Source organism: Curtobacterium sp. SL109 (assembly GCF_026672405.1).
Lineage (GTDB): Bacteria > Actinomycetota > Actinomycetes > Actinomycetales > Microbacteriaceae > Curtobacterium.
The window spans coordinates 2261020-2282330 of the sequence record NZ_JAPPRB010000002.1 but is presented as its reverse complement, the minus strand read 5'-3'; the positions used below and the strand labels follow the sequence as shown (position 1 = coordinate 2282330).

The window sequence follows — 21311 nt, the reverse complement described above, 5'->3', positions numbered from 1 at the left end:
CCGGCCCCGACATGCACGAGGGAGTTGCACCAGGTGACGGAACAGACTTACGACGTCGTGGTCCTCGGTGGCGGGAGCGGCGGGTACGCCGCTGCGCTCCGGGCAGCCGAGCTCGGGATGAGCGTCGCGCTCATCGAGGGCGACAAGCTCGGAGGGACCTGCCTGCACCGCGGCTGCATCCCGACGAAGGCGCTGCTGCACTCGGCCGAGATCGCCGACGGCGCCCGTGACGCCGAGAAGTACGGCGTCCTCGCCGAGTTCGCCGGTGTCGACGTGCCGAAGGTCATCGAGTACCAGCAGGGCGTCATCAACTCCAAGTACAAGGGCCTGCAGGGGCTCATCAAGGCCCGCGGCATCACCGTCGTCGAGGGCTGGGGCCGCCTGACCTCGCAGAACACCGTGCAGGTCGGCGACCAGACCGTCACCGGCAAGAACGTCGTGCTGGCCACCGGGTCGTACTCGAAGTCCCTCCCCGGGCTCGAGATCGGCGGCCGGGTCATCACCTCCGAGACCGCCCTCCGCATGGACTACGTCCCGAACAAGGTCGTCATCCTCGGCGGCGGCGTCATCGGCGTCGAGTTCGCCAGCGTCTGGAAGTCGTTCGGCGCCGAGGTCACCATCGTCGAGGGCCTGCCCCACCTGGTCCCCGCCGAGGACGAGTCGATGTCGAAGCAGCTCGAGCGCGCGTTCCGCAAGCGCGGCATCGAGTTCTCGCTCGGCACGCGGTTCCAGGGCGTGGAACAGCACGAGAACGGCGTCGTCGTCACGCTCGAGGACGGCAAGACCTTCGACGGTGACGTGCTGCTCGTCGCCGTCGGCCGTGGCCCCGTCACGCAGAACGTCGGCTACGACGAGGTCGGCATCACGATGGACCGCGGCTTCGTCATCACGAACGAGCGCCTCGCGACGAACGTGCCGAACGTGTACGCCGTCGGCGACATCGTCCCCGGCCTGCAGCTCGCGCACCGCGGCTTCCAGCAGGGCATCTTCGTCGCCGAGGAGATCGCCGGGCTCAACCCGGTGGTCATCGAGGACAAGAACATCCCGAAGGTCACCTACTCCGACCCCGAGGTCGCCTCGGTCGGCCTCTCGCAGTCGAAGGCCGAAGAGGAGTACGGCGCCGACAAGGTCGACTCGTACGAGTACAACCTCGCCGGCAACGGCAAGAGCCACATCATCGGCACGTCCGGTGCGGTCAAGGTCGTGCGCGTCGTCGACGGCCCCGTCGTCGGCATCAGCATGATCGGCGCACGCGTCGGCGAGCTCATCGCCGAGGCCCAGCTCGCCGTGAACTGGGAAGCCCACCCGGAGGACGTCGCGCCGCTCATCCACGCGCACCCGACCCAGAGCGAAGCCCTCGGCGAAGCGCTGATGCACCTCGCGGGCAAGCCGCTGCACGCCCTGTGAGCCGGCGCACGATGACACAGACACCCACCACGAACCACCCCTGCGAAGAGGAGTCCACCCGATGAGCGAATCCGTCAACCTCCCGGCGCTCGGCGAGAGCGTCACCGAGGGCACGGTGACCCGATGGCTGAAGAACGTCGGTGACCGGGTCGAGGTCGACGAGCCGCTGCTCGAGGTCTCGACCGACAAGGTCGACACCGAGATCCCGTCGCCGATCGCCGGTGTCGTCGAGGAGATCCTGGTCCAGGAGGACGAGACCGTCGAGGTCGGCACCCCGCTGGTGAAGATCGGCGACGGCTCCGGGTCCTCCGACGGCGACTCCGGTTCGTCGGACTCCTCGGCGTCGGACTCGTCCGAGTCGAACGAGGCCGCTGCCGACCAGGAAGCGCCCGCAGCCGAGCCGAGCACGGAGCAGGACACCGAGGCCAAGGCCCCGGAGCCCACCGAGCCCGAGCCGGCCCCGGCCGGACAGACCCAGCCAGCAGCACCCGCAGCGCCGTCCGCACCGCCGGCCGCCGCACCCGTGCCGCAGGCCGCCCCAGTGCCGCCGCCCGCGGCCGTGCCGGCTCCCCCGGCCGCCGCTGCCCCGGCTCCCGCCGCCGTGCCGGCCCCGGCCGCTGCGGTGTCGAGTGCGCCGACGGCGTCCGCTGAGGTCCCGAACCCGTCGCAGAACGGCGCCGCCTCCGGCTACGTCACGCCGCTGGTGCGCAAGCTCGCCAACGAGCAGGGCGTCGACCTGTCGACCGTCACCGGCACCGGTGTCGGTGGGCGCATCCGCAAGGAGGACGTGCTCGCCGCCGTCAAGCCCGCCGCGGCTCCTGCTGCCTCCGCTGCCCCCGCGGCGACGTCCGGCCCGTTCGTGGCCGAGGTCTCCCCGCTCCGTGGCACCCGCGAGAAGATGACGCGCCTGCGCAAGGTCGTCGCCGAGCGGGCCGTGCAGTCGATGACCTCGACCGCACAGCTGACGAGCGTCGTCGAGGTCGACGTCACGAAGGTGGCGCAGTTCCGCGACGCCCACAAGGCCGAGTTCCTCGAGAAGACCGGCGCGAAGCTCTCCTTCATGCCGTTCTTCGCCCTGGCGGCATCGGAAGCGCTCAAGGCGCACCCGAAGATCAACTCGACCGTCGATGGTGAGGAGATCGTGTACCCGGAGACGGAGAACGTCTCGATCGCGGTCGACACCGAGCGCGGCCTGCTCACCCCGGTGATCAAGGACGCCGCGTCGCTCGACCTCGCGCAGTTCTCGAAGGCGATCGCCGACCTCGCCGAGCGCACCCGCAACAACCAGCTGAAGCCCGACGAGCTCGCCGGCGGCACCTTCACGCTGACCAACACGGGTTCGCGCGGTGCACTGTTCGACACCCCGGTCGTGTTCCTGCCGCAGTCGGCCATCCTCGGGACGGGCATCGTGACCAAGCGTCCGGCCGTCGTGAAGGTGGACGGGCAAGAGGCCATCGCGATCCGCTCGTTCGTGTACCTGGCGCTGTCGTACGACCACCGGATCATCGACGGTGCGGACGCGTCGCGCTACCTCGTCGCGGTGAAGAACCGCCTCGAAGAGGGCAACTTCGCTCCGAACCTGGGGTACTGACCCGCACGTCCAGGTCCGACCGACGGCCCCGGTTCCCCTCGTGGGAGCCGGGGCCGTCGGCGTGTGTCGGCCGCGTGGGCCGTCGGCGCGTGTCGACGATCGGTGTCGGCGGTGGTCCTCGGTCCGGCGTCACGCGGCGCTGAGGCCCAGCACCCCGGCCGCCACGAGGCCGCTGGCGACGACGACCCCGACGAGCAACGCCCGCGCGGGCACCCGGACGCCGCCCCTGCCGAGCCGGACCCCGCGCTCGACGACGTCCTGCACCACGGCGAGGAGGCCCGTCGGCTCCGGCGGGGCCGGGGCCACGACGGCGTAGACGTCCGCCGGGGGCTCCCACCGGACGGGCCGCGGCGGGCCCGTCGCGTGCACGACGGCGACGAGACGTCGGAGGTCCTCCACCGCACCCCCGAGCGCCCCGGCGACGGCGCCGTCCACCGCCGCACGGCAGGGCTCGCGGTGGTCGACCCGCTCCCACACCGCGCGCGCGGCCCGCACCAGTGCGGTGACGCCCGGCGCCTCCGACGTCCGCAGCGGTGACGAGCCCGGGTCGGCATCGGGCGGGTGGTCGACGAGGACCGGTGCGCCGGAGTCGTCGACGAGGACGTCGTCGGCACGGGCGCCACCGAGCACCACGGCTCCCGCTGCGGCGTCGATGGCCAGTTCGAGCAGCGGGAGCGTCAGGGTGACGGCCACCCCGACCGTCGGCACGCCGATGCGGTCGAGGGCGTCGGGGAGCGGCGTGCCGGTGAGCTGCTCGGTCTGCACCACGAGGCGGCCGTCGGGACTGCGGCCGACCGTGGTGACCCGCACGCAGTGCTGGGGCTCGGACGCGCAGCGGTCGGCCACCCACAGGGCGTAGCGGCCGGTGTCCGGACCGGACCAGCGGTGTTCGACGGTGGTCGTTGCCATGGTGACCAGCGTGGTGGAGGCGGGACGAGCCTCCCGGCCCGGTGCGACCGTCTGTGGAGAACCCCGTTCGCCCACAGCCAGTTCACCCACGGTCCACATGACGGCCGTCAGGCCGTATCCTGGGGGCATGGCACGAAGCAGCTCGACCGACACGAAGGCGAAGGCGAAGGAGCCGGGACGTCTGAAGCAGATGTTCCAGGTCTTCCAGATGACCCGTCGGGCTGACCCGACGTCGATCTGGTGGTTCGCCGCCGCGTTCCTCGTGCCCGTCGTCCTCGGGGTGCTCCTGGCCCTGCTGCTGCCGGGGCAGAACTGGCTCGCGGTCGTCCTCTGGATCCTCGCCGGCGTGCTCCTCGGTGTGCTGCTCTTCCTGATCGTGCTCGGTCGTCTGGCCGAACGGGCGGCGTACTCGCAGATCGAGGGCCAGCCCGGTGCCGTCGGTGCCGTGCTGTCGAACTCCCTCCGTCGCCAGTGGCGCTCCAGCGAGATGCCCGTCGCCGTCCACGGCCGTTCGCAGTCCGCCGTCTACCGCGCCGTGGGCACGCCCGGCGTCGTCCTCATCACCGAGGGCCAGGTCGGCAACATCTCCCGCCAGGTGGACGAGGAGCGCCGCAAGGTCCAGCGCATCGTCCCGAACGTCCCCGTGCACGTCGTGCACGTCGGTGAGGGCTCGGACGCCGTCACGCTGCACAAGCTCCCCCGTGCGATGAACAAGTACAAGAAGTCGCTCAACCGCAACGAGGTCCTCGCGGTCGCAAACCGCCTCGACTCCCTCACGCAGAGCCCGGCGTCGGCGATCCCCAAGGGCATCGACCCGACCCGTGTCCGCGCAGGTCGTCCGCGCTGACCACGCCCTGACGTCGTTGGACGCCCCCGACCACTGCGGTCGGGGGCGTTCTGCGTCGTGGGGCCCGCGGGCTGCGGCGGTTGCGACGCGGCCCACGGGGAGGCGCACCGTGCGCGCTCCACGAGCTGGTGCGAGGTCGCCCACCCCATGCGGGGCCACGACCGGGCACGGAGTGGCCGAACTCGCACCAGGGCCGGCGTCGTCGCGCCGCGTGCGCGCCGGGCGCGCGCCGGGCGAGCGGCCCGGTGCCTCAGCGCCGGACGAGCACCGTGCCTGCCGCCGCGTCGTGCAGCGGGCGGCCGTCCTTCGCGTGGATGAGCACCGGGACGACGATGCACAGCAGCACGGTGCGGACGATCGGCCGCCACACCCCGACGTAGCCGCCACGGACCGGCACCACGCGGAGCCCGACGCAGACCTGCCCGAACGACCCGGAGAGCAGCGGGATGAAGACGACCTGCATCGCGGCGAAGATCGCCAGCGTGACGAAGTTGCCCGAGTCGCCGTAGGTCCCGAGGCCGAGCGACACGAGGGACGCGAGCGCCCAGTCGATCACGAGCGCGATCAGCCGCCGCCCGAAGCTGCCCATCGACCGGGGCCCGGACTGCGGCAGGCCGAGGACCTTGCCGGGCCACTCCCCCGCACCGGCACCAGCAGCGGAGGGGGACGACGAGGTGGGGCGGGCCATGTCCCCAGGGTAGGCGACACCGGGTGCGTAACACGCCGGAAACAACGCAGTCACGTCCGGGAAACCCCGGGTCTCTAGCCTCGTCGGAGGGTGCCTCTCGGTCCCCTCGAACCACCACCCAACCAGTAGGAGAACGACTCACATGTTCAGTGATTCCTCCGAGGTGCTCGCCTTCATCAAGGACACGGACGTCAAGTTCCTCGACATCCGTTTCACGGACCTCCCCGGGGTCCAGCAGCACTTCAACATCCCCGCGTCCACGGTCGACGAGGACTTCTTCTCGGTCGGGCAGCTCTTCGACGGCTCCTCGATCCGCGGTTTCGCGTCGATCCACGAGTCCGACATGCAGCTCATCCCGGACGTGACGACCGCGTACGTCGACCCGTTCCGCGCGGAGCGCACGCTGATCATGGTGTTCGACATCTACAACCCGCGCAACGGCGAGATCTACAGCCGTGACCCGCGCCAGGTCGCCAAGAAGGCCGAGAAGTACCTCGCCTCGACCGGCATCGCGGACACCGCGTTCTTCGCCCCCGAGGCCGAGTTCTACATCTTCGACGACGTCCGCTACTCGGTCACGCAGAACGAGTCGTTCTACGCGGTCGACTCCGAGGAGGGCGCCTGGAACACGGGTCGCACCGAAGAGGGCGGCAACCTCGCCAACAAGACCCCGTACAAGGGCGGCTACTTCCCCGTGTCGCCGGTCGACAAGACCGCCGACCTGCGCGACGACATCTCGCTCAAGCTGATCGACTCGGGCCTCGAGCTCGAGCGCGCACACCACGAGGTGGGCACCGGCGGCCAGCAGGAGATCAACTACAAGTTCGACACGATGGTCCACGCCGCGGACGACATCCTGAAGTTCAAGTACATCGTGAAGAACACGGCCGAGCAGTGGGGCAAGGTCGCCACCTTCATGCCGAAGCCGATCTTCGGTGACAACGGTTCGGGCATGCACACGCACCAGTCGCTCTGGTCCGACGGCACCCCGCTCTTCTACGACGAGAACGGCTACGGCGGGCTCTCCGACCTCGCCCGCTGGTACATCGGCGGCCTGCTCAAGCACGCGCCCGCCGTCCTGGCGTTCACGAACCCGACGATCAACTCGTACCACCGTCTGATCCCGGGCTTCGAGGCCCCCGTCAACCTCGTCTACTCGGCGGGCAACCGCTCGGCCTCGATCCGCATCCCGATCACGGGCACGAACCCGAAGGCCAAGCGCATCGAGTTCCGCGCGCCCGACGCCTCCGGCAACCCGTACCTGGCGTTCGCCGTGCAGCTGATGGCGGGCCTCGACGGCATCCAGAACCGCATCGAGCCGCACGAGCCCGTGGACAAGGACCTCTACGAGCTCCCGCCGGAAGAGGCGAAGAACATCCCGCAGGTGCCGGCGTCCCTCGACGCAGCACTCGCAGCGCTCGAGGCCGACCACGAGTTCCTCCTCAAGGGGAACGTCTTCACCGAGGACCTCATCCAGACGTGGATCGACTACAAGCGCGAGAACGAGATCCTGCCGATGGCGCAGCGTCCGCACCCGTTCGAGTACGAGCTGTACTTCGGCGTCTGAGTCCCGCTGACACGCACACGAAGGGCCCCGCACCGATGGTGCGGGGCCCTTCCGCGTTGCGGGTGCGCGGGCCGAGACTCGCCGAGGCGGACAGGACTCGCGCGCCGGACGGCGCAGGGTGTCCGCCGGGCCGAGACTCGGCGCGCGGGCTGCGGCCGGCGCACCGGACGCGACCGCCTGGAGGCCCGGTGGTGGTCCGGCGGGCCGACACCGGGCCTCCAGGCGGTTGCGTCGCGGCGGCGCCGCCGAGACTCGGTGAGGCGGGCAGGATGCGTCTCCGGGACGGCGCGATCTGTCCGGGAGGCCGAGACTCGGCTCCGACGCATGCACCCCCGGGCGCGCGAAACGGGGCCCGCACCGCCCCGGCACGGACCCCGTCTGCTGCGGGCGACTAGCGGCTGGTGGCCAGCACGTCGTTGGACCCTGCAGCAACGCTCACGGGTGCACCCGCGACCGGCGTGGGACGTCCCAGGGAACGGACGGACCACCCCGCCTTGACCCAGTCGGTGACCGGGAGGCAGTTGCGCGCGTCGATGACGACGCGACGTCCGACGAGGTCCCCGAGGGCGACCGGGTCGGCGCTGATGATGTCGTCCCACTCGGTGAGCACGAGGACGAGGTCGGCACCCTCGAGCGCCTCGGTCATGGACGCGGTGTAGCTCAGCGTCGGGAACGAGCACTTGGCCGTCTCCATCGCCTCCGGGTCCCAGAGCGTGACCTGGGCGCCGCGGAGGTGCAGCGCCGCGGCGACGTTGAGCGCCGGCGAGTCGCGGACGTCGTCGGTGAGCGGCTTGAAGGCCGCGCCGATGACCGCCACGCGGCGGTTCAGGACCGATCCCCCGGCGGCGTCGATCGCCATGTCGATGACCCGCTGGCGCTGGCCCATGTTGATCTCGTCGACCTGCTGCATGAGCCCGACGACCTGGCCGGCGCCGATCTCGTTCGCGCGGTACATGAGCGCCCGGATGTCCTTCGGCAGGCAGCCGCCGCCGAAGCCGAGGCCGGCGTTGAGGAACTTCCGGCCGATGCGGGCGTCGTGGCCGAGGGCGTCGGCGAGCGTCGTCACGTCGGCGCCGGTGATGGCGCACATCTCGGAGATCGCGTTGATGAACGAGATCTTCGTGGCGAGGAACGCGTTCGCGCTGACCTTCACGAGCTCGGCGGTGGCGAGGTCCGTCGTGATGACCGGGGTGCCCTCGCTGATCGGTGCGGCGTAGACCTCGCGGATCACGGCGTCGGCTGCCTCGGACGCGCCGCCCCAGACCAGCCGGTCCGGGTGCAGGGTGTCCTCGACGGCCTTGCCCTCACGCAGGAACTCCGGGTTCCAGATGAGCTCGGCGGTGATGCCGACGGGGGCGAACTCGCGGACGATGCCGCGGAGCCGTGCCGCCGTGCCGACCGGGACCGTCGACTTGCCGACGATGAGCCCGGGGTGGGTGAGGTTCTCGGCCACGCCACGGGTGGCGCTCTCGACGTACGCCAGGTTGGCGGCGTGCGAGCCGGCCTTCTGGGGTGTGCCGACGCAGACGAAGTGCACGTCAGCGGCCGCCACGGCGGAGGCGATGTCCGAGGTGAAGCGGAGCTTGCCGCTGGCCACGTGCTTCGTGATGAGCTCGGGCAGGCCGGGCTCGAAGAACGGGACCTCGCCGGCGGACAGTGCGGCGAGCTTCGCCGGGTCGACGTCCACGCCGATGGTCTCGAAGCCCATCTCGGCCATGGCGGCCGCGTGGGTGGCACCGAGGTAGCCGGTGCCGATGACGCTGATGACGGGCGCGGGACGGCCGTCCTTCTCGGAGTGCTTCTGAGCGGTCATTGCTTGACCTCCTGCAGGTCGTAGTCGATGTCGTTGCGCGAGATGCCGTCCACGAACGCCTGGAGGCTGTCCGCTCGGGAGTTGAGGCGCCAGTCGTTGGTCGACCGGACGCCGTCCACCACGGTGGTGGCGGTCTCGCTGAAGTAGGAGAACCCGATGACGTCGTCGTTCTCCGGCTTCGCGAGCCCGTCGAACAGGGACGTCAGCCACTTGGACTTCTGGCCGCCGGTGACGGTCGTGCCGGACTCCGTGGCGCCGACCTCGCTGAGGAGGATCTTCTTGCCAGGAGCCACGTCCCGGAGCTGACGGAGGGTGGCGTCGAAGGTGTTCGAGAACGTCGGGTCCTCGGAGGCTGTGCGGTAGTAGCCGCTCATGCCGACCCAGTCGACGTACGACGGGCCCGGGTAGTACGCCTTCATGTAGTCGAGCGTCTGGTACTTGGCGTTGCCGAGCTTGTCGATGCGGCTCGGCGCCCAGTTCCAGATGACGTAGTCGTTGGCGCCCGCCTTCGCGAAGACGTCGTGCACGTGCTGCCACATGGCCACGTAGGACCCGGCTGCGTTCTGCTGCGTGGCACCTTCGGACCAGTTGTACCAGGAGCCGTTCATCTCGTGGTCGAGACGGATGACCACCGGCTGGCCGTTGGCCTTCAGCGCGTCGGCGTACTTCGTCAGGTAGGCGTCGAACTTCCCGGTGACGATGTCCTGGTTCGTGTAGCCCGCGACGTACTTCTGGTCGTTGCCGGTCTTCGACGGCGCGGACTCCCACGTCATGAGCGGGACACGGCCGTTCGCCCAGGAGCGCTGGACCGCGTTGGCGTTGAAGTCCTGGTCGAAGCCCTGGAAGAACCCGACCATGTTCGTCGCCTTGCCGACCTGCTGGGACACGTCGTCGTACTCGGCCCAGTTGAAGGGCGACTGCGCCGTGTAGAGGCCGTACCAGCGGGACGACTGCGCGAGGACCTGGGCCTTCGTGGGTGTGACGACCGGCGTGACGGGATCGGGGTCCTTCGACGGCCCGGTGTTCGGGTTCGTCGCCGGGGCGCCGGAGCCGCCCCCGTGGCCACCGTCGGCCGCCGTGCCGGAGCCGTGCGAGCCTCCCGTGCCGGATGCGCCGGACCCACCGGAGCCGGACGAGCCGGACCCACCGGACCCCGAGCCGCTCTTCGCACCGACCGCGGACTTGGCGTTCGCGGCCGAGGCCTTCGCCGACCCGAGCTGGGACTGGAGCGACGCGATCTGCGCCTTGAGCTGCGCGACCTGGTCGCCGCGGGAGCCGGACTGGGCGCTCGTGGACTCGAGCTTGCCCTCGAGCGTCCAGATCTGCTGCTGTGCGGCGTCGAGCTTGCCCTGGAGGGCCTCGGCGTCGACCGCCTTCTCCTGCACGGTCTTCACGCCGAGCGCGTGGTGGACCGCGGTGGAGACGGGGCTGGACGGAGAGATCCAGACGTTCCAGGTGATGAGACCCAGCGCCAGCACGATCGCGGTGGTGCCGACGGCCGTGCGCTTGGCGTGCTTGGAGGAGGGTGCCCACCACGTGCTGGTGGAGCGGAAGAGGTCAGACAATGAGGAACGCCTCCAGGGCGAAGATCGCGAACCCGATGAAGTACGGGATCGACGCGTACGGGTTGTACCGACGACGGGCCTTCACCGGTGCGGTGCGCGCAGCGTCCGTGTGGGCAGCGGGCGCGGCAGCGGCTGCGGCCGCTTCCCTCCGCGTGGCCAGGACGGTCGTCGTGGAGTTGGTGGTGACGTCGAGCTCACCGGCGCGGCCGTCCGTCGACGTGAACAGCTCGTCGAAGGCGCGGTCCGCCGCCGCCTGGTCGGCGACGTACCCGGCGGAGTACCCCGCGGAGTACCCGGCGGCGTCGTCGGCGGGGACCCGGTCGACCGGGCTGACCGGCGTCTGCATCGCCACGGCCTGCGGCTGGACGGGCTCCTCCTCCACCGGACCGCCGGCGTAGGCACCGGCACGGGTGCCCCACCCGCTGGCGTGGCCGAGTCGGAAGAACCCGACGAGCCGGATCGGCATGAGGAAGAACGTCGACACGATGATGAACATCGGCAGGCGGAAGAAGTCGCTCGGCTTCTCGGCGAGGTGCCGCATCTGCCGGATCGCCATGCTGAGCACGCTCGAGACGACCATGAGCGCGGCGACGTAGACGAAGCCGGTGGAGAAGCCGTACTGGTGCAGGATCCCCTGGTAGAGGTTCTCGCCCTGGCCGGTGAAGGCGCGGTAGACCCAGCCGGCGATCACGCCGAAGAGCATGAACGGCAGGATGATGTCGGTGATGAAGAACAGCGCCAGCACCGGAGCGTGCCCGAGCATCCAGGGCATCATCCGCAGCGTGTTGTACTGCGAGCCGCGGGCCCAGCGGAGCTGCTGCTTGAACAGCTTCTTCACCTGCAGCGGAGCGTCCGTGTAGACCAGCGACGTGTACTGGTAGACGGTCCGGTAGCCCTCCTTGAGCGTCAGGTTCGTCAGCGTGCGGTCGTCGGAGACCTCGAGGAAGACGCCCATGAACTTCTCGTGCATGAACTTGTCCATGACCCGCATGAGGATGTTCCGGCGGAACGCGATCGTGCGCCCGGGCAGGCAGCCGATCTGTCCGAGGACGCTCTGCGCGGGCATCGAGTACAGCGCGCGGGAGTTCTCCAGCCAGTCCGCCCAGCGGGTGATCCAGGAGCGCTCGGGCTCGAGGATGCGCTGACGGGTGGTGACGCCGCCGACGGACTCGTCGGCGAACGGCCGGAGCAGCTCCTCGAGCGCGCCGGGCGTCCAGACGGTGTCGGAGTCGACGAGCACCGTGATGTCGCCGTTGGACATCTCGGTGCCGACCTTGACGGCGTTGCGCTTGCCGGGGATCGGGGTGTGGGTCCAGCGGACGAGTGGGGCGAACTCGTCGCAGACCTCCTCGAGGGCCTCGTTGCGTGCGCCGTTGATGACGACGATGATCTCGCCGGGGCGCTGCTCGACCATGCGGCCGATGACGTCCCGGAAGAGGTCGAGTGGCTCGTCCACCACGGGGACGACGACACTCGTCGTCCCGGTGTACGTGCCGGTGAAGGGGCGGTAGCGGGCGGACAGGACGACCTTGAGCACCCAGAGCAACCAGATCACCGCGGAGTACACGGCGAACAGGTAGAACTCGGGGCGCCCGTCGACCATCTGCCTGATCTGCAGAATGAAAGTGAACATCGATCCCTGCTTCAACGTTCGAGGGGGAGATTCCGCGCCATCGGGAAATCGGGGTCGGTTCGGGTGACTCCATTGACGCATCCCGGAGTGGACCGCTGCAACGCCGCCCCCGACCGAGGGCATCGCCGTTTCGTGACGGGGTACATCGTGGTCCCCCTCGCGCCCCACGACCGTGGTCCCCACGGTTGCCGACAGCACATCGGCGGACCACGGACAGCGCGCACATCGCGCGACGACGCCGAGCTGTCAGCCTGGAGGCACGGTGTGCGTCCCTGGGAAAGCCCTGGTCACGACGAGGTCACCGGGCGCGTCGCCGGTACTGTCCGCACCGCTGCCTCCGCACCCTCCGGGGGTGGACAGCGGGTGTCGTACGTCGAGGACAGCCTCCGCGGCCGTCACCGTCGGGGTACGGATCGGTCCGCCGCGGGGGACGGATCCGGTAACGCGGATTTAACGTGCGCGAAGCGGAGCGCTGGACACGGAGCGAGGACGCCCGGGCGTGTCGCGGGGCGTCAGGCGCCGTAGAACTCGCGTTCGAAGACCTGCCGAGCGCGTCGGGTGACGCCGAGGTAGTCCTCCTCGAGCTCGGACGCCGACCCCGGCGGGTACTCCATCAACCGCGCGATGCCCTCGAGTTGGATGCGGTCCACCGGCAGCACGTCGGTCGTCTTCCCCGACCAGAGCACGAGGGCGCTGCGGGTCCGTGACGCGAAGCGCCAGGCGGCCGCCAACCGGTCGCCGTCCTCGGGTGCGACGAGGCCCTCGGCGACGGCGCCGTCGAGGGCGTCGGGCGTCGACGTGGTGCGGAGCGCCGGCACGTGCAGCGCGTGCTGGAGCTGCAGCAGCTGGACGAACCACTCGACGTCGCTGAGCGAGCCGCGGCCGAGCTTGAGGTGCCGTGCGGGGTCGGCGCCACGGGGCAGGCGCTCGGATTCGACCCTGGCCTTGATCCGGCGGACCTCGCGGACCTCGCGCTCGGCGATGGACGCCGGGTAGCGGGTGCGGTCGGCCAGGTGCTCGAAGTCGCGGAGCAGGGCGTCGTCGCCGACGGCACCGCGGGCTCGGAGCAGCGCCTGGGCCTCCCACGTCAGGGACCAGCGGGCGTAGTAGGCGCCGTAGGAGTCGAGCGTGCGGGTGACCGGGCCGTTCTTGCCCTCGGGACGCAGGTCGATGTCGAGGTCGAACGGGTAGAGCGCGTCCTCGGTCAGCCGGTTCAGCTCGCGGACGATCGTCTGCGCCGCACGCGAGGCGGTCTCGGGCGGCAGGTCGGTGGCGCGGTGCACGAAGAGCACGTCGGCGTCCGAGCCGAACCCGAGCTCACGTCCGCCGTAGCGCCCCATGGCGACAACGCCGAACTCCAGCCCGGCGGGGGCGTCACGCCGGGCGAGCTCGAGCGCACCGGTCAGGGTGGCCTCGGTGATGTCGCTGAGCGCCGGGCCGAGCCGGTCGACGTCGATCCGGCCGAGCGTCGCAGCCATGCCGAGGCGCAGGGTCTCGCGCCGCCGGACGGACCGGATCAGCGAGGCAGCGGCGTCGACGTCGTCCCCGTGGCGTGCGGTCGTCGCCCGGACCTCGGAGAGCAGGGCGGCGACGGGTCGGGCCTGCAGCAGCGTCTCGGGTTCGTCGAGCCACGCGACGGCCTCCGGGAAGCGTTCGAGGAGCCCGGACAGGAACGCGGACTCGGACAGCACGGTCGTCAGGCTGTGCGCGGCACCCGAGGAGTCGCGGAGCATGCGGAGGAACCAGCTGGACTCCCCCAGGCGGTCGCTGAGCCGGCGGAAGGCCAGCAGCGCCCGGTCGGGAGCCGGCCCCTCCGCCATCCACCGGAGCAGGACGGGCAGCAGGTTCCGCTGGATCGCGGCACGTCGGCTCGTGCCCTGGGTCAGCGCACGGATGTGTCCGAGGGCGCCGTCCGGGTCGACGAACCCGATGGCGCCGAGCCGGTCGCTCGCCTGGTCGTTCGTCAGCACGATCTCGCCGTCGGACGCTGCGACCGCGGACAGGAGCGGGCGGTAGAACAGCCGCTCGTGCAGCCCGCGGACCTCGAGCTTCACCGAGCGCCACCGGGTCTCCAGTGCTGCGGCCGAGGTCGCGAGACCACTCGACCGCGCGAGCACACGGAGCTCGTCCTGGTCGGAGGGCATCAGGTGGGTGCGCTGGAGGTACCGGAGCTGGATGCGGTGCTCGAGCACGCGGAGCAGCGCGTAGTCCGGGCCGAACCGAGCCGCCTCCGGACGGCCGACGTACCCGGCGGCCGCCAGGGCCTCCATCGCGTCGAGGGTCGACCGAGCTCGGACGCCGGCGTCGTCGCGCCCGTGCACGAGCTGCAGCAGCTGGACGGTGAACTCGACGTCACGCAGGCCACCGGGACCGAGCTTGAGCTGACGGTCGACCTCGGCGTCCGGGATGTTGTCCGTGACCCGCTCGCGCATCCGCTGCACCGACTCGACGAAGCCCGGTCGGCCGGAGGAGTTCCACACGAACGGGGCGACGGCCGCGGCGTAGCGCTCCCCCAGGTCGATCGAGCCGGCGACCGGTCGCGCCTTGAGCAGCGCCTGGAACTCCCACCCCTTCGCCCAGCGCTCGTAGTACGCCACGTGGGAGTCCAGCGTCCGGACGAGGGCGCCGTCCTTGCCCTCCGGGCGGAGGTTGGCGTCGACCTCCCAGAGCGCGGGTTCGGCGGCGAGGTCCGTGATGACGTGCGTCGCCGCGATCGCGATCCGGGTGGCGACGAGCACCGCGCGGTCCGTGCCGACGCCGGTGCCCGACTCGGCGTCCGCCGTCGGCTCGGTCACGAAGATGACGTCGACGTCGCTGACGTAGTTGAGCTCCCGCGCGCCCGCCTTGCCCATCGCGATGACGGCGAGCGGGGTGGCGTCCACGTCCGCCCGGGGGAAGGGGACCTCGCGCCGGGCGACGTCCACGGCGACGTCGAGCGCCGCTCCGGCGAGGTCTGCCAGGCCGGCGGCGACCGCGGGGAAGGCCTCGGTCGGGGACGGGTTCAGGACGTCGAAGAGCGCGATCTGTGCGAGGTGCCGGCGGTAGCGCACGCGCAGGCGCAGTCGGGCTGCTTCGTCGACGGCGCCGTCGACGGCCTCGGTGAGGGACGCCGTGTAGGCCTGCTGCGACCACGGGGCCGTGACCGGTTCGAGCAGCAGCGCGAGCTCGGCGGGGCGTCGCTGCAGGAACTCACCGAGCCCGACGGACGCACCGAGGAGCCGCACGAGCCGTTCGGTCGCTGCGTCGTCCTCGAGCACCGCGCGGAGCTCGTCCGGGTGGCCCTCCATGAGCCGCTCGAGCCGGCGGAGGGCACCGTCGGGGTCCGCGGTGACGCCCCAGAGTCCCGGGACGTCGGTGACCGAGACCCGCATGGCCGCACCGAAGCGCTCCTGCAGGTCGGCGAGCCGGTCCAGGCTCTCCGACAGCTCCGCGAAGCCCACACGGGCCAGCTCGGAGCGCGACGTCTTCGTCCTGCCGGTCATGGGATCAGCGGGACGATCAGAGCATGCCGAGGTTGGTGTCCAGCTCGAACGGCGTGACCTGGTCGCGGTAGCGCTTCCACTCCTGCCGCTTGTTCAGCAGCACGAAGTTGAAGACCTGCTCGCCGAGGGTCTCCGCGACGAGCTCGGAGTCCTCCATCAGGGACAGCGCGTGGTCGAGGCTGGCGGGCAGCTGCGCGTACCCGAGGGCCTTGCGCTCCGCGTCCGTCAGGCTCCAGACGTTGTCCTCGGCCTCGGCGGGGAGCTCGTAGCCCTCCTCGATGCCCTTGAGGCCGGCGGCGAGGATGAGCGAGTACGCCAGGTACGGGTTGGCCGCCGAGTCGATGCCGCGGTACTCGATGCGCGACGACTGGCCCTTGTTCGGCTTGTAGAGCGGCACGCGCACCAGGGCGGAGCGGTTGTTGTGGCCCCACGTGACGAACGAGGGAGCCTCGTCGCCGCCCCAGAGCCGCTTGTACGAGTTCACGAACTGGTTCGTGACCGCCGTGATCTCGGGAGCGTGCCGGAGCAGGCCCGCGATGAAGTGCTTGGCCGTCGGGGAGAGCTGGTACTCGCCGCCGGGCTCGAAGAACGCGTTCTGGTCGCCCTCGAACAGCGACACGTGGGTGTGCATGCCCGAGCCGGGTTGGCCGGAGATCGGCTTCGGCATGAACGTCGCGTAGACGCCCTGCTCGATGGCGACCTCCTTCACCACGGTGCGGAAGGTCATGATGTTGTCGGCCATGGTCAGCGCGTCGGCGTAGCGCAGGTCGATCTCGTTCTGCCCGGGGCCGGCCTCGTGGTGGCTGAACTCCACCGAGATGCCGAGGTCCTCGAGCATCCGGACGGCACGGCGACGGAAGTCGTGCGCGCTGCCACCGGGGACGTTGTCGAAGTAGCCGGCCTGGTCGACGGGCTTCGGGCCGCCGTCCTTCCAGTCGCGGTCCTTGAGCAGGTAGAACTCGATCTCGGGGTGCGTGTAGAACGTGAACCCGTGGTCGCTCGCCCGCGCGAGGGTGCGCTTGAGCACGTTGCGCGGGTCCGCCACGGCGGGCTGGCCGTCCGGGGTCGCGATGTCGCAGAACATCCGCGCCGTGGGGTCTATCTCGCCGCGCCACGGCAGGATCTGGAACGTCGAGGGGTCCGGGTGTGCCAGGACGTCGGCTTCGTACGAGCGGCTGAGGCCCTCGATCGCGGAGCCGTCGAACCCGATGCCCTCGGCGAATGCGCCCTCGACCTCGGCCGGGGCGATCGCGACCGACTTCAGCGTGCCGATGACGTCCGTGAACCAGAGTCGGATGAACTTGATGCCCCGCTCCTCGATGGTGCGGAGCACGAAGTCCGTCTGCTTGTCCATGCACGCCCTTTCCGCGTTCCACGGTCGCTCGGCGACCGTGGTCAATAGGCTAGTGCTCATGCCCCGTCTCCGCTTGGCACTCGCCCAGACGAACCCGGTCGTGGGCGACTTCGCCCGGAACGCCACCGGCATCGTCGACGCCGTCCGCACCGCACGAGCGCGCGGCGCGGACCTGGTCGCCACCGGGGAGATGGCGATCTCCGGCTACCCGATCGAGGACCTCGCCTCGCGCCCGTCCTTCCTCCGCACGGCACGTGCCGCGGTGGAGCGCCTTGCCCGCACCCTCGACGACGAGGGCCTCGGGGACGTCGCGGTGGTCGTCGGGCACCCGGACGGGCCGTTCGCCCCGCGGCCCGTCGACGTCAGCACGGCCCCGACCGCGATCGCGAAGAACTGCGCGAGCGTCCTGCAGCACGGGCGCGTCGTCGCCACGACCGCCAAGCACCACCTGCCCAACTACTCCGTGTTCGACGAGTACCGGGTGTTCATCCCCGGTGACGACCTGCTCGTGGCCAGGATCGCGGACGTCGACGTGGCGGTCGTCATCTGCGAGGACCTCTGGCGCGACGGTGGCCCCGTCGCCCGGGTGCTCGACGCCGACGCCGGCCTGCTGCTCGTCGTCAACGCCTCGCCGTGGGTGGCCGACAAGGACGAGGTCCGACTGCCCCTCGTCACCCGGCGTGCGACCGAGTCGGACACCGTCGTCGCGTACGTCAACATCGTCGGCGGCCAGGACGACCTGGTCTTCGACGGCGACTCCGTCGTGGTCGACGAGGCCGGCCGGGTGGTCGCCCGGGCGCCGCAGTTCCGCGAGCACCTGCTCCTCGTCGACGTCGACCCGGCGCCGGCCACCGGCCCCGTCGTCACCGAGCACGTGCAGCGGGTGTCGCTCGACACCCCGAACACGACGCCGGGCGAGCTCGCGGGCCGCCCGCCGCTCCCCCGTGACGTCGCCGAGCTGCCCGACGACCGACAGGCCATCTGGGACGCGCTCGTCCTCGGCACGCGCGACTACGTGCGGAAGAACGGGTTCCGTTCGGTCGTGCTCGGCCTGTCGGGCGGCATCGACTCCGCGGTCTGCGCCGCGATCGCCGTCGACGCCATCGGCGCCGAGCACGTGTTCGGCGTCTCGATGCCGTCGCGGTGGTCCTCGACGCACTCGCGCTCGGACGCCGACGACGTGGCCGCGCGGCTCGGGCTGCAGTACCGCACGGAACCGATCGCCGACCTCGTCGCACCCTTCGACGCGCAACTGGGGCTGACCGGGCTCGCAGCCGAGAACATCCAGGCGCGGGTGCGGGCACTGATCCTGATGGGGCTGTCGAACCTCGACGGCCACCTCGTCCTGACGACGGGCAACAAGACCGAGCTCGCCGTCGGCTACTCCACGATCTACGGCGACTCGGTGGGCGGCTTCGCGCCGATCAAGGACGTCCCGAAGACGACCGTGTGGGCGCTGGCGCGCTGGCGGAACGCGGCCGCGGCGTCCCGTGGCGAGACCGAGCCCATCCCGGAGAACTCGATCAGCAAGCCGCCGTCCGCGGAGCTCCGCGAAGGACAGGAGGACCAGGACAGCCTGCCGCCGTACGAGGTCCTCGACGCCATCCTGGAGCAGTACGTCACGCGTGCCCAGGGCGCCGCGGACATCGTCGCGATGGGCTTCGACGCGGCCACCGTCGCCGAGGTCACCCGTCTGGTCGACCGCTCCGAGTGGAAACGCCGCCAGGGCGCGATCGGCCCGAAGACCTCCGGCATGGCCTTCGGCCGTGACCGCCGGCTCCCGATCACGTACCGTCCGTCGCCCACGATCGACGGCTGACGCCACCACGAGACGGACAGGAGGCCCGGTGCCAGCTGGCACCGGGCCTCCCGGCTCTCAGGTCGTCGCGTCGGGGACGCGAGCCGTCAGGACTCCTCGTCCCACTTCTCGTTGTTCGCCTGGATGCGCTCGAGGGCGTGCTCCGCTTCCTCGCGCGTCTCGAAGGGCCCGATGCGGTCGCGCTGCGGGGACTGCGGGCCCTGCTCGACCGTGCGGGTCTTGTCGTTGAACCACCACTGGGACTCGATGCGTTCGTCGCTCATGCCGCCACCGTACCCGCGCTGCACCGGCCACGACCCGTGTCGACGCGCCACTAGAGTGGTGCGCATGCCCCGGGACGAACACGGACACCTGACCGCCGGCCGCATCTCCCCGCAGCGGGCCGTCCCGAAGGACATCGAGCGCCCGGAGTACGTCGGTCGGGTCGAGCCGCACGAACACGGTCTCGGCGACACGTACGCGCCGGACGAGGTCGAGTTGATCCGCACGGCGGGCCGCATCGCCTCGCAGGCCATCGACGCCGTGGGTGCCGCGATCCGTCCCGGTGTCACGACCGACGAGCTCGACCGGATCGGCCACGAGTACGTCGTGTCGCACGGCGCGTACCCCTCGACCCTCGGCTACCGGGGCTACCCGAAGTCGCTCTGCTCGTCGCTGAACGAGGTGATCTGCCACGGCATCCCCGACGACACCGTGCTGCAGGACGGCGACATCGTGAACATCGACATCACCGCGTACAAGGACGGCATGCACGGCGACACGAACCGCACGTTCGTCGTCGGGACCGCGGCGCCGGAGGTCCAGGACCTCGTCACGCGGACCGAGGAGGCGCTGCGTCGCGGGATCAAGGCCGTCGCGCCGGGCCGTCAGGTGAACGTGATCGGTCGGGCCATCGAGGCCTACGCCAAGCGGTTCGGCTACGGGGTCGTCCGCGACTACACCGGGCACGGGGTCGGTCGGGCCTTCCACTCCGGGCTGATCATCCCCCACCACGACGCGGCCCACTACGACACCGTCATCGAGCCCGGCATGGTGTTCACCATCGAGCCCATGCTCACGCTCGGCGGCATCGCGGCCGACATCTGGGCCGACGACTGGACCGTCAGCACCCGCGACAAGTCCTGGACCGCGCAGTTCGAGCACACGCTCGTCGTCACCGAGCGCGGTGCCGAACTCCTCACCGTCTCCTGACACCCTCCCTACCGAAAGGCTCCACATGACCTCCCTCGCAGTCGGCGTCGACATCGGCGGTACGGGCATCAAGGGCGCGATCGTCGACACGGCGACCGGCGAACTCACCACGGACCGGATCAAGAAGGCCACGCCCGAGGGAGGCAAGCCGCACGACATCGTCGGGGTCGCCAAGTCGATCCTCGACGAGCTCTCCCCGCCGTCCGACGTCGCCGTCGGCGTCTGCTTCCCCGCGATCGTCCGCGACGGCAAGACCATGTCGGCGGCGAACGTGTCGAAGAAGTGGATCGGATTCGAGGCCGAGGCCCTGTTCGAGAAGGAGCTCGGCCGCTCCATCCACTTCGTCAACGACGCCGACGCCGCCGGGTTCGCCGAGCAGCAGTTCGGCGCCGCGAAGGGCCGCGAGGGCCTGGTCATCGTGACGACGCTCGGCACGGGCATCGGCACGGCGCTCATCAACGACGGCGTGCTCATCGTCAACGCGGAGCTCGGGCACCTGGAGATCGAGGGCGTCGACTACGAGACGAAGGCGTCCTTCGCCGCCAAGGAGCGCGACGACCTGTCCTGGAAGCACTGGGCGAAGCGCCTGCAGAAGTACTACTCGCGGCTCGAGGCCCTGCTCTCCCCCGAGCTCTTCGTCGTCGGCGGCGGGGTGTCGAAGCAGTACGAGGAGTTCCTGCCGCTGCTCGACCTGCAGGCCGACATCATCCCCGCGACGCTCCGCAACAACGCGGGCATCATCGGCGCAGCCACCCTGGCAGCCCGCAGCGCCTGAGCGCGCCGCCGCGCCGCGCGGGCCGCGGCGCGCGGGCCGTCGGCGCGCGGGCCGTCGGCGCGCGGTGAGATCGCACTTCGTGTCGGGTCCGGCACCGTGGACCCGACACGAAGTGCGATCTCACCGGGGCGGCTCTGGACTGACGGAGCGAACGGGTCGCCGGTGTGGGCGCTGTACGGGCGCGTCCCGGTACACTCGTCCTGCGAACGGGTCGGTGAGACGGTCGCGTCACTCCCCCGGGAGTGCCGAGGAACGTCCGGGCTCCACAGAGCAGGGCGGTGGGTAACACCCACCCGGAGCAATCCGCGAGACAGTGCCACAGAGAACAGACCGCCGGTGGCGACACCGGTAAGGGTGAAACGGTGGTGTAAGAGACCACCAGGGGTCCGGGTGACCGGATCCGCTCGGTAAACCTCGCCCGGAGCAAGGTCAGACAGAGGACGCTGAGGCTGCTCGCCGAGTCCTCGGGTAGACCGCTGGAGGCCGACGGCAACGTCGGTCCGAGAGAGATGGCCGTCACCGCCGCGAGGCGGGACAGAACCCGGCGTACGGCCGGCCCGTTCGCGTCACACGTCCAGTGCCGATCGGCACCGCACAACCAGAACCGGCTCGCACCGCGGAAGTCCGTGGTGCGAGCCGGTTTCGGTTGTGCAGCGCCAGCCTGCGCCAG

General features: G+C 70.7%; 15 protein-coding genes and 1 other RNA gene. 8 read left to right on the top strand and 8 right to left on the bottom strand.

The annotated features are described in order from the left end of the window. Nucleotides 1–33: 33 nt before the first annotated feature. Nucleotides 34–1407, top strand: a complete 1374-nt coding sequence (gene lpdA, locus OVA28_RS12320; RefSeq protein WP_194661061.1) for a dihydrolipoyl dehydrogenase — start codon at nt 34–36, stop codon at nt 1405–1407. A 61-nt stretch (nt 1408–1468) separates the two neighbouring features. Continuing rightward, entirely contained in the window at nt 1469–2998 is a 1530-nt protein-coding gene (gene sucB / locus OVA28_RS12315; protein WP_194661062.1) for a 2-oxoglutarate dehydrogenase, E2 component, dihydrolipoamide succinyltransferase, read from the top strand. Nucleotides 2999–3127: 129 nt separating this feature from the next. Here sucB and OVA28_RS12310 read toward each other — a convergent pair whose 3' ends face one another. Then, nucleotides 3128–3907 (bottom strand): hypothetical protein, encoded by a 780-nt coding sequence (locus OVA28_RS12310; protein ID WP_268097160.1) that lies wholly within the window; start codon nt 3905–3907, stop codon nt 3128–3130. Nucleotides 3908–4034: 127 nt separating this feature from the next. Between OVA28_RS12310 and OVA28_RS12305 the strand changes: the two genes are divergently transcribed. Beyond that, entirely contained in the window at nt 4035–4754 is a 720-nt protein-coding gene (locus OVA28_RS12305; protein ID WP_268097159.1) for a DUF4191 family protein, read from the top strand. Between the two features lie 250 nt (nt 4755–5004). On the opposite strand, the gene OVA28_RS12300 is transcribed toward OVA28_RS12305, so the two are convergent. Further along, entirely contained in the window at nt 5005–5442 is a 438-nt protein-coding gene (locus OVA28_RS12300; protein WP_194661065.1) for an RDD family protein, read from the bottom strand. Nucleotides 5443–5584: 142 nt separating this feature from the next. Here OVA28_RS12300 and glnA (OVA28_RS12295) point away from each other — a divergent pair, with 142 nt between their 5' ends. Further along, entirely contained in the window at nt 5585–7009 is a 1425-nt protein-coding gene (gene glnA / locus OVA28_RS12295) for a type I glutamate--ammonia ligase (RefSeq protein WP_071275783.1), read from the top strand. 391 nt (nt 7010–7400) lie between these two features. On the opposite strand, the gene OVA28_RS12290 is transcribed toward glnA (OVA28_RS12295), so the two are convergent. From OVA28_RS12290 to glnA (OVA28_RS12270), 5 genes are all read right to left on the bottom strand, one after another. Beyond that, nucleotides 7401–8822, bottom strand: a complete 1422-nt coding sequence (locus OVA28_RS12290; protein ID WP_268097158.1) for a UDP-glucose dehydrogenase family protein — start codon at nt 8820–8822, stop codon at nt 7401–7403. Beyond that, nucleotides 8819–10387, bottom strand: a complete 1569-nt coding sequence (locus tag OVA28_RS12285) for a glycoside hydrolase family 26 protein (protein WP_268097157.1) — start codon at nt 10385–10387, stop codon at nt 8819–8821. Before OVA28_RS12285 ends, OVA28_RS12290 begins: the two co-directional genes overlap by 4 nt. Then, nucleotides 10380–12020 (bottom strand): glycosyltransferase family 2 protein, encoded by a 1641-nt coding sequence (locus tag OVA28_RS12280; RefSeq protein ID WP_268097156.1) that lies wholly within the window; start codon nt 12018–12020, stop codon nt 10380–10382. The genes OVA28_RS12285 and OVA28_RS12280 overlap by 8 nt, the downstream gene beginning before the upstream one ends. A 512-nt stretch (nt 12021–12532) precedes the next feature. Then, nucleotides 12533–15502: a bifunctional [glutamine synthetase] adenylyltransferase/[glutamine synthetase]-adenylyl-L-tyrosine phosphorylase gene (locus tag OVA28_RS12275; RefSeq protein ID WP_268097155.1), complete on the bottom strand. Its 2970-nt coding sequence runs from the start codon at nt 15500–15502 to the stop codon at nt 12533–12535. Between the two features lie 16 nt (nt 15503–15518). Continuing rightward, entirely contained in the window at nt 15519–16856 is a 1338-nt protein-coding gene (glnA, locus tag OVA28_RS12270; protein WP_194625902.1) for a type I glutamate--ammonia ligase, read from the bottom strand. 58 nt (nt 16857–16914) lie between these two features. Between glnA (OVA28_RS12270) and OVA28_RS12265 the strand changes: the two genes are divergently transcribed. Next, nucleotides 16915–18675 (top strand): NAD+ synthase, encoded by a 1761-nt coding sequence (locus OVA28_RS12265; protein ID WP_268097154.1) that lies wholly within the window; start codon nt 16915–16917, stop codon nt 18673–18675. An 86-nt stretch (nt 18676–18761) separates the two neighbouring features. Here the strand turns inward: OVA28_RS12265 and OVA28_RS12260 are convergent, their stop codons facing one another. Continuing rightward, complete coding sequence (locus tag OVA28_RS12260) at nt 18762–18938, bottom strand: SPOR domain-containing protein (RefSeq protein ID WP_194661071.1); 177 nt, start codon at nt 18936–18938, stop codon at nt 18762–18764. 64 nt (nt 18939–19002) lie between these two features. Between OVA28_RS12260 and map the strand changes: the two genes are divergently transcribed. The 3 genes from map to rnpB all read left to right on the top strand — a co-directional run bounded on the left by map (nt 19003) and on the right by rnpB (nt 21205). Continuing rightward, entirely contained in the window at nt 19003–19866 is an 864-nt protein-coding gene (gene map, locus OVA28_RS12255; RefSeq protein ID WP_268097153.1) for a type I methionyl aminopeptidase, read from the top strand. A 25-nt stretch (nt 19867–19891) separates the two neighbouring features. Continuing rightward, nucleotides 19892–20641, top strand: coding sequence for a polyphosphate--glucose phosphotransferase (gene ppgK / locus OVA28_RS12250; RefSeq protein ID WP_194661073.1), 750 nt, complete (start codon nt 19892–19894; stop codon nt 20639–20641). Between the two features lie 207 nt (nt 20642–20848). Then, nucleotides 20849–21205, top strand: an RNA gene (gene rnpB, locus OVA28_RS12245) — RNase P RNA component class A. Nucleotides 21206–21311 lie beyond the last annotated feature (106 nt).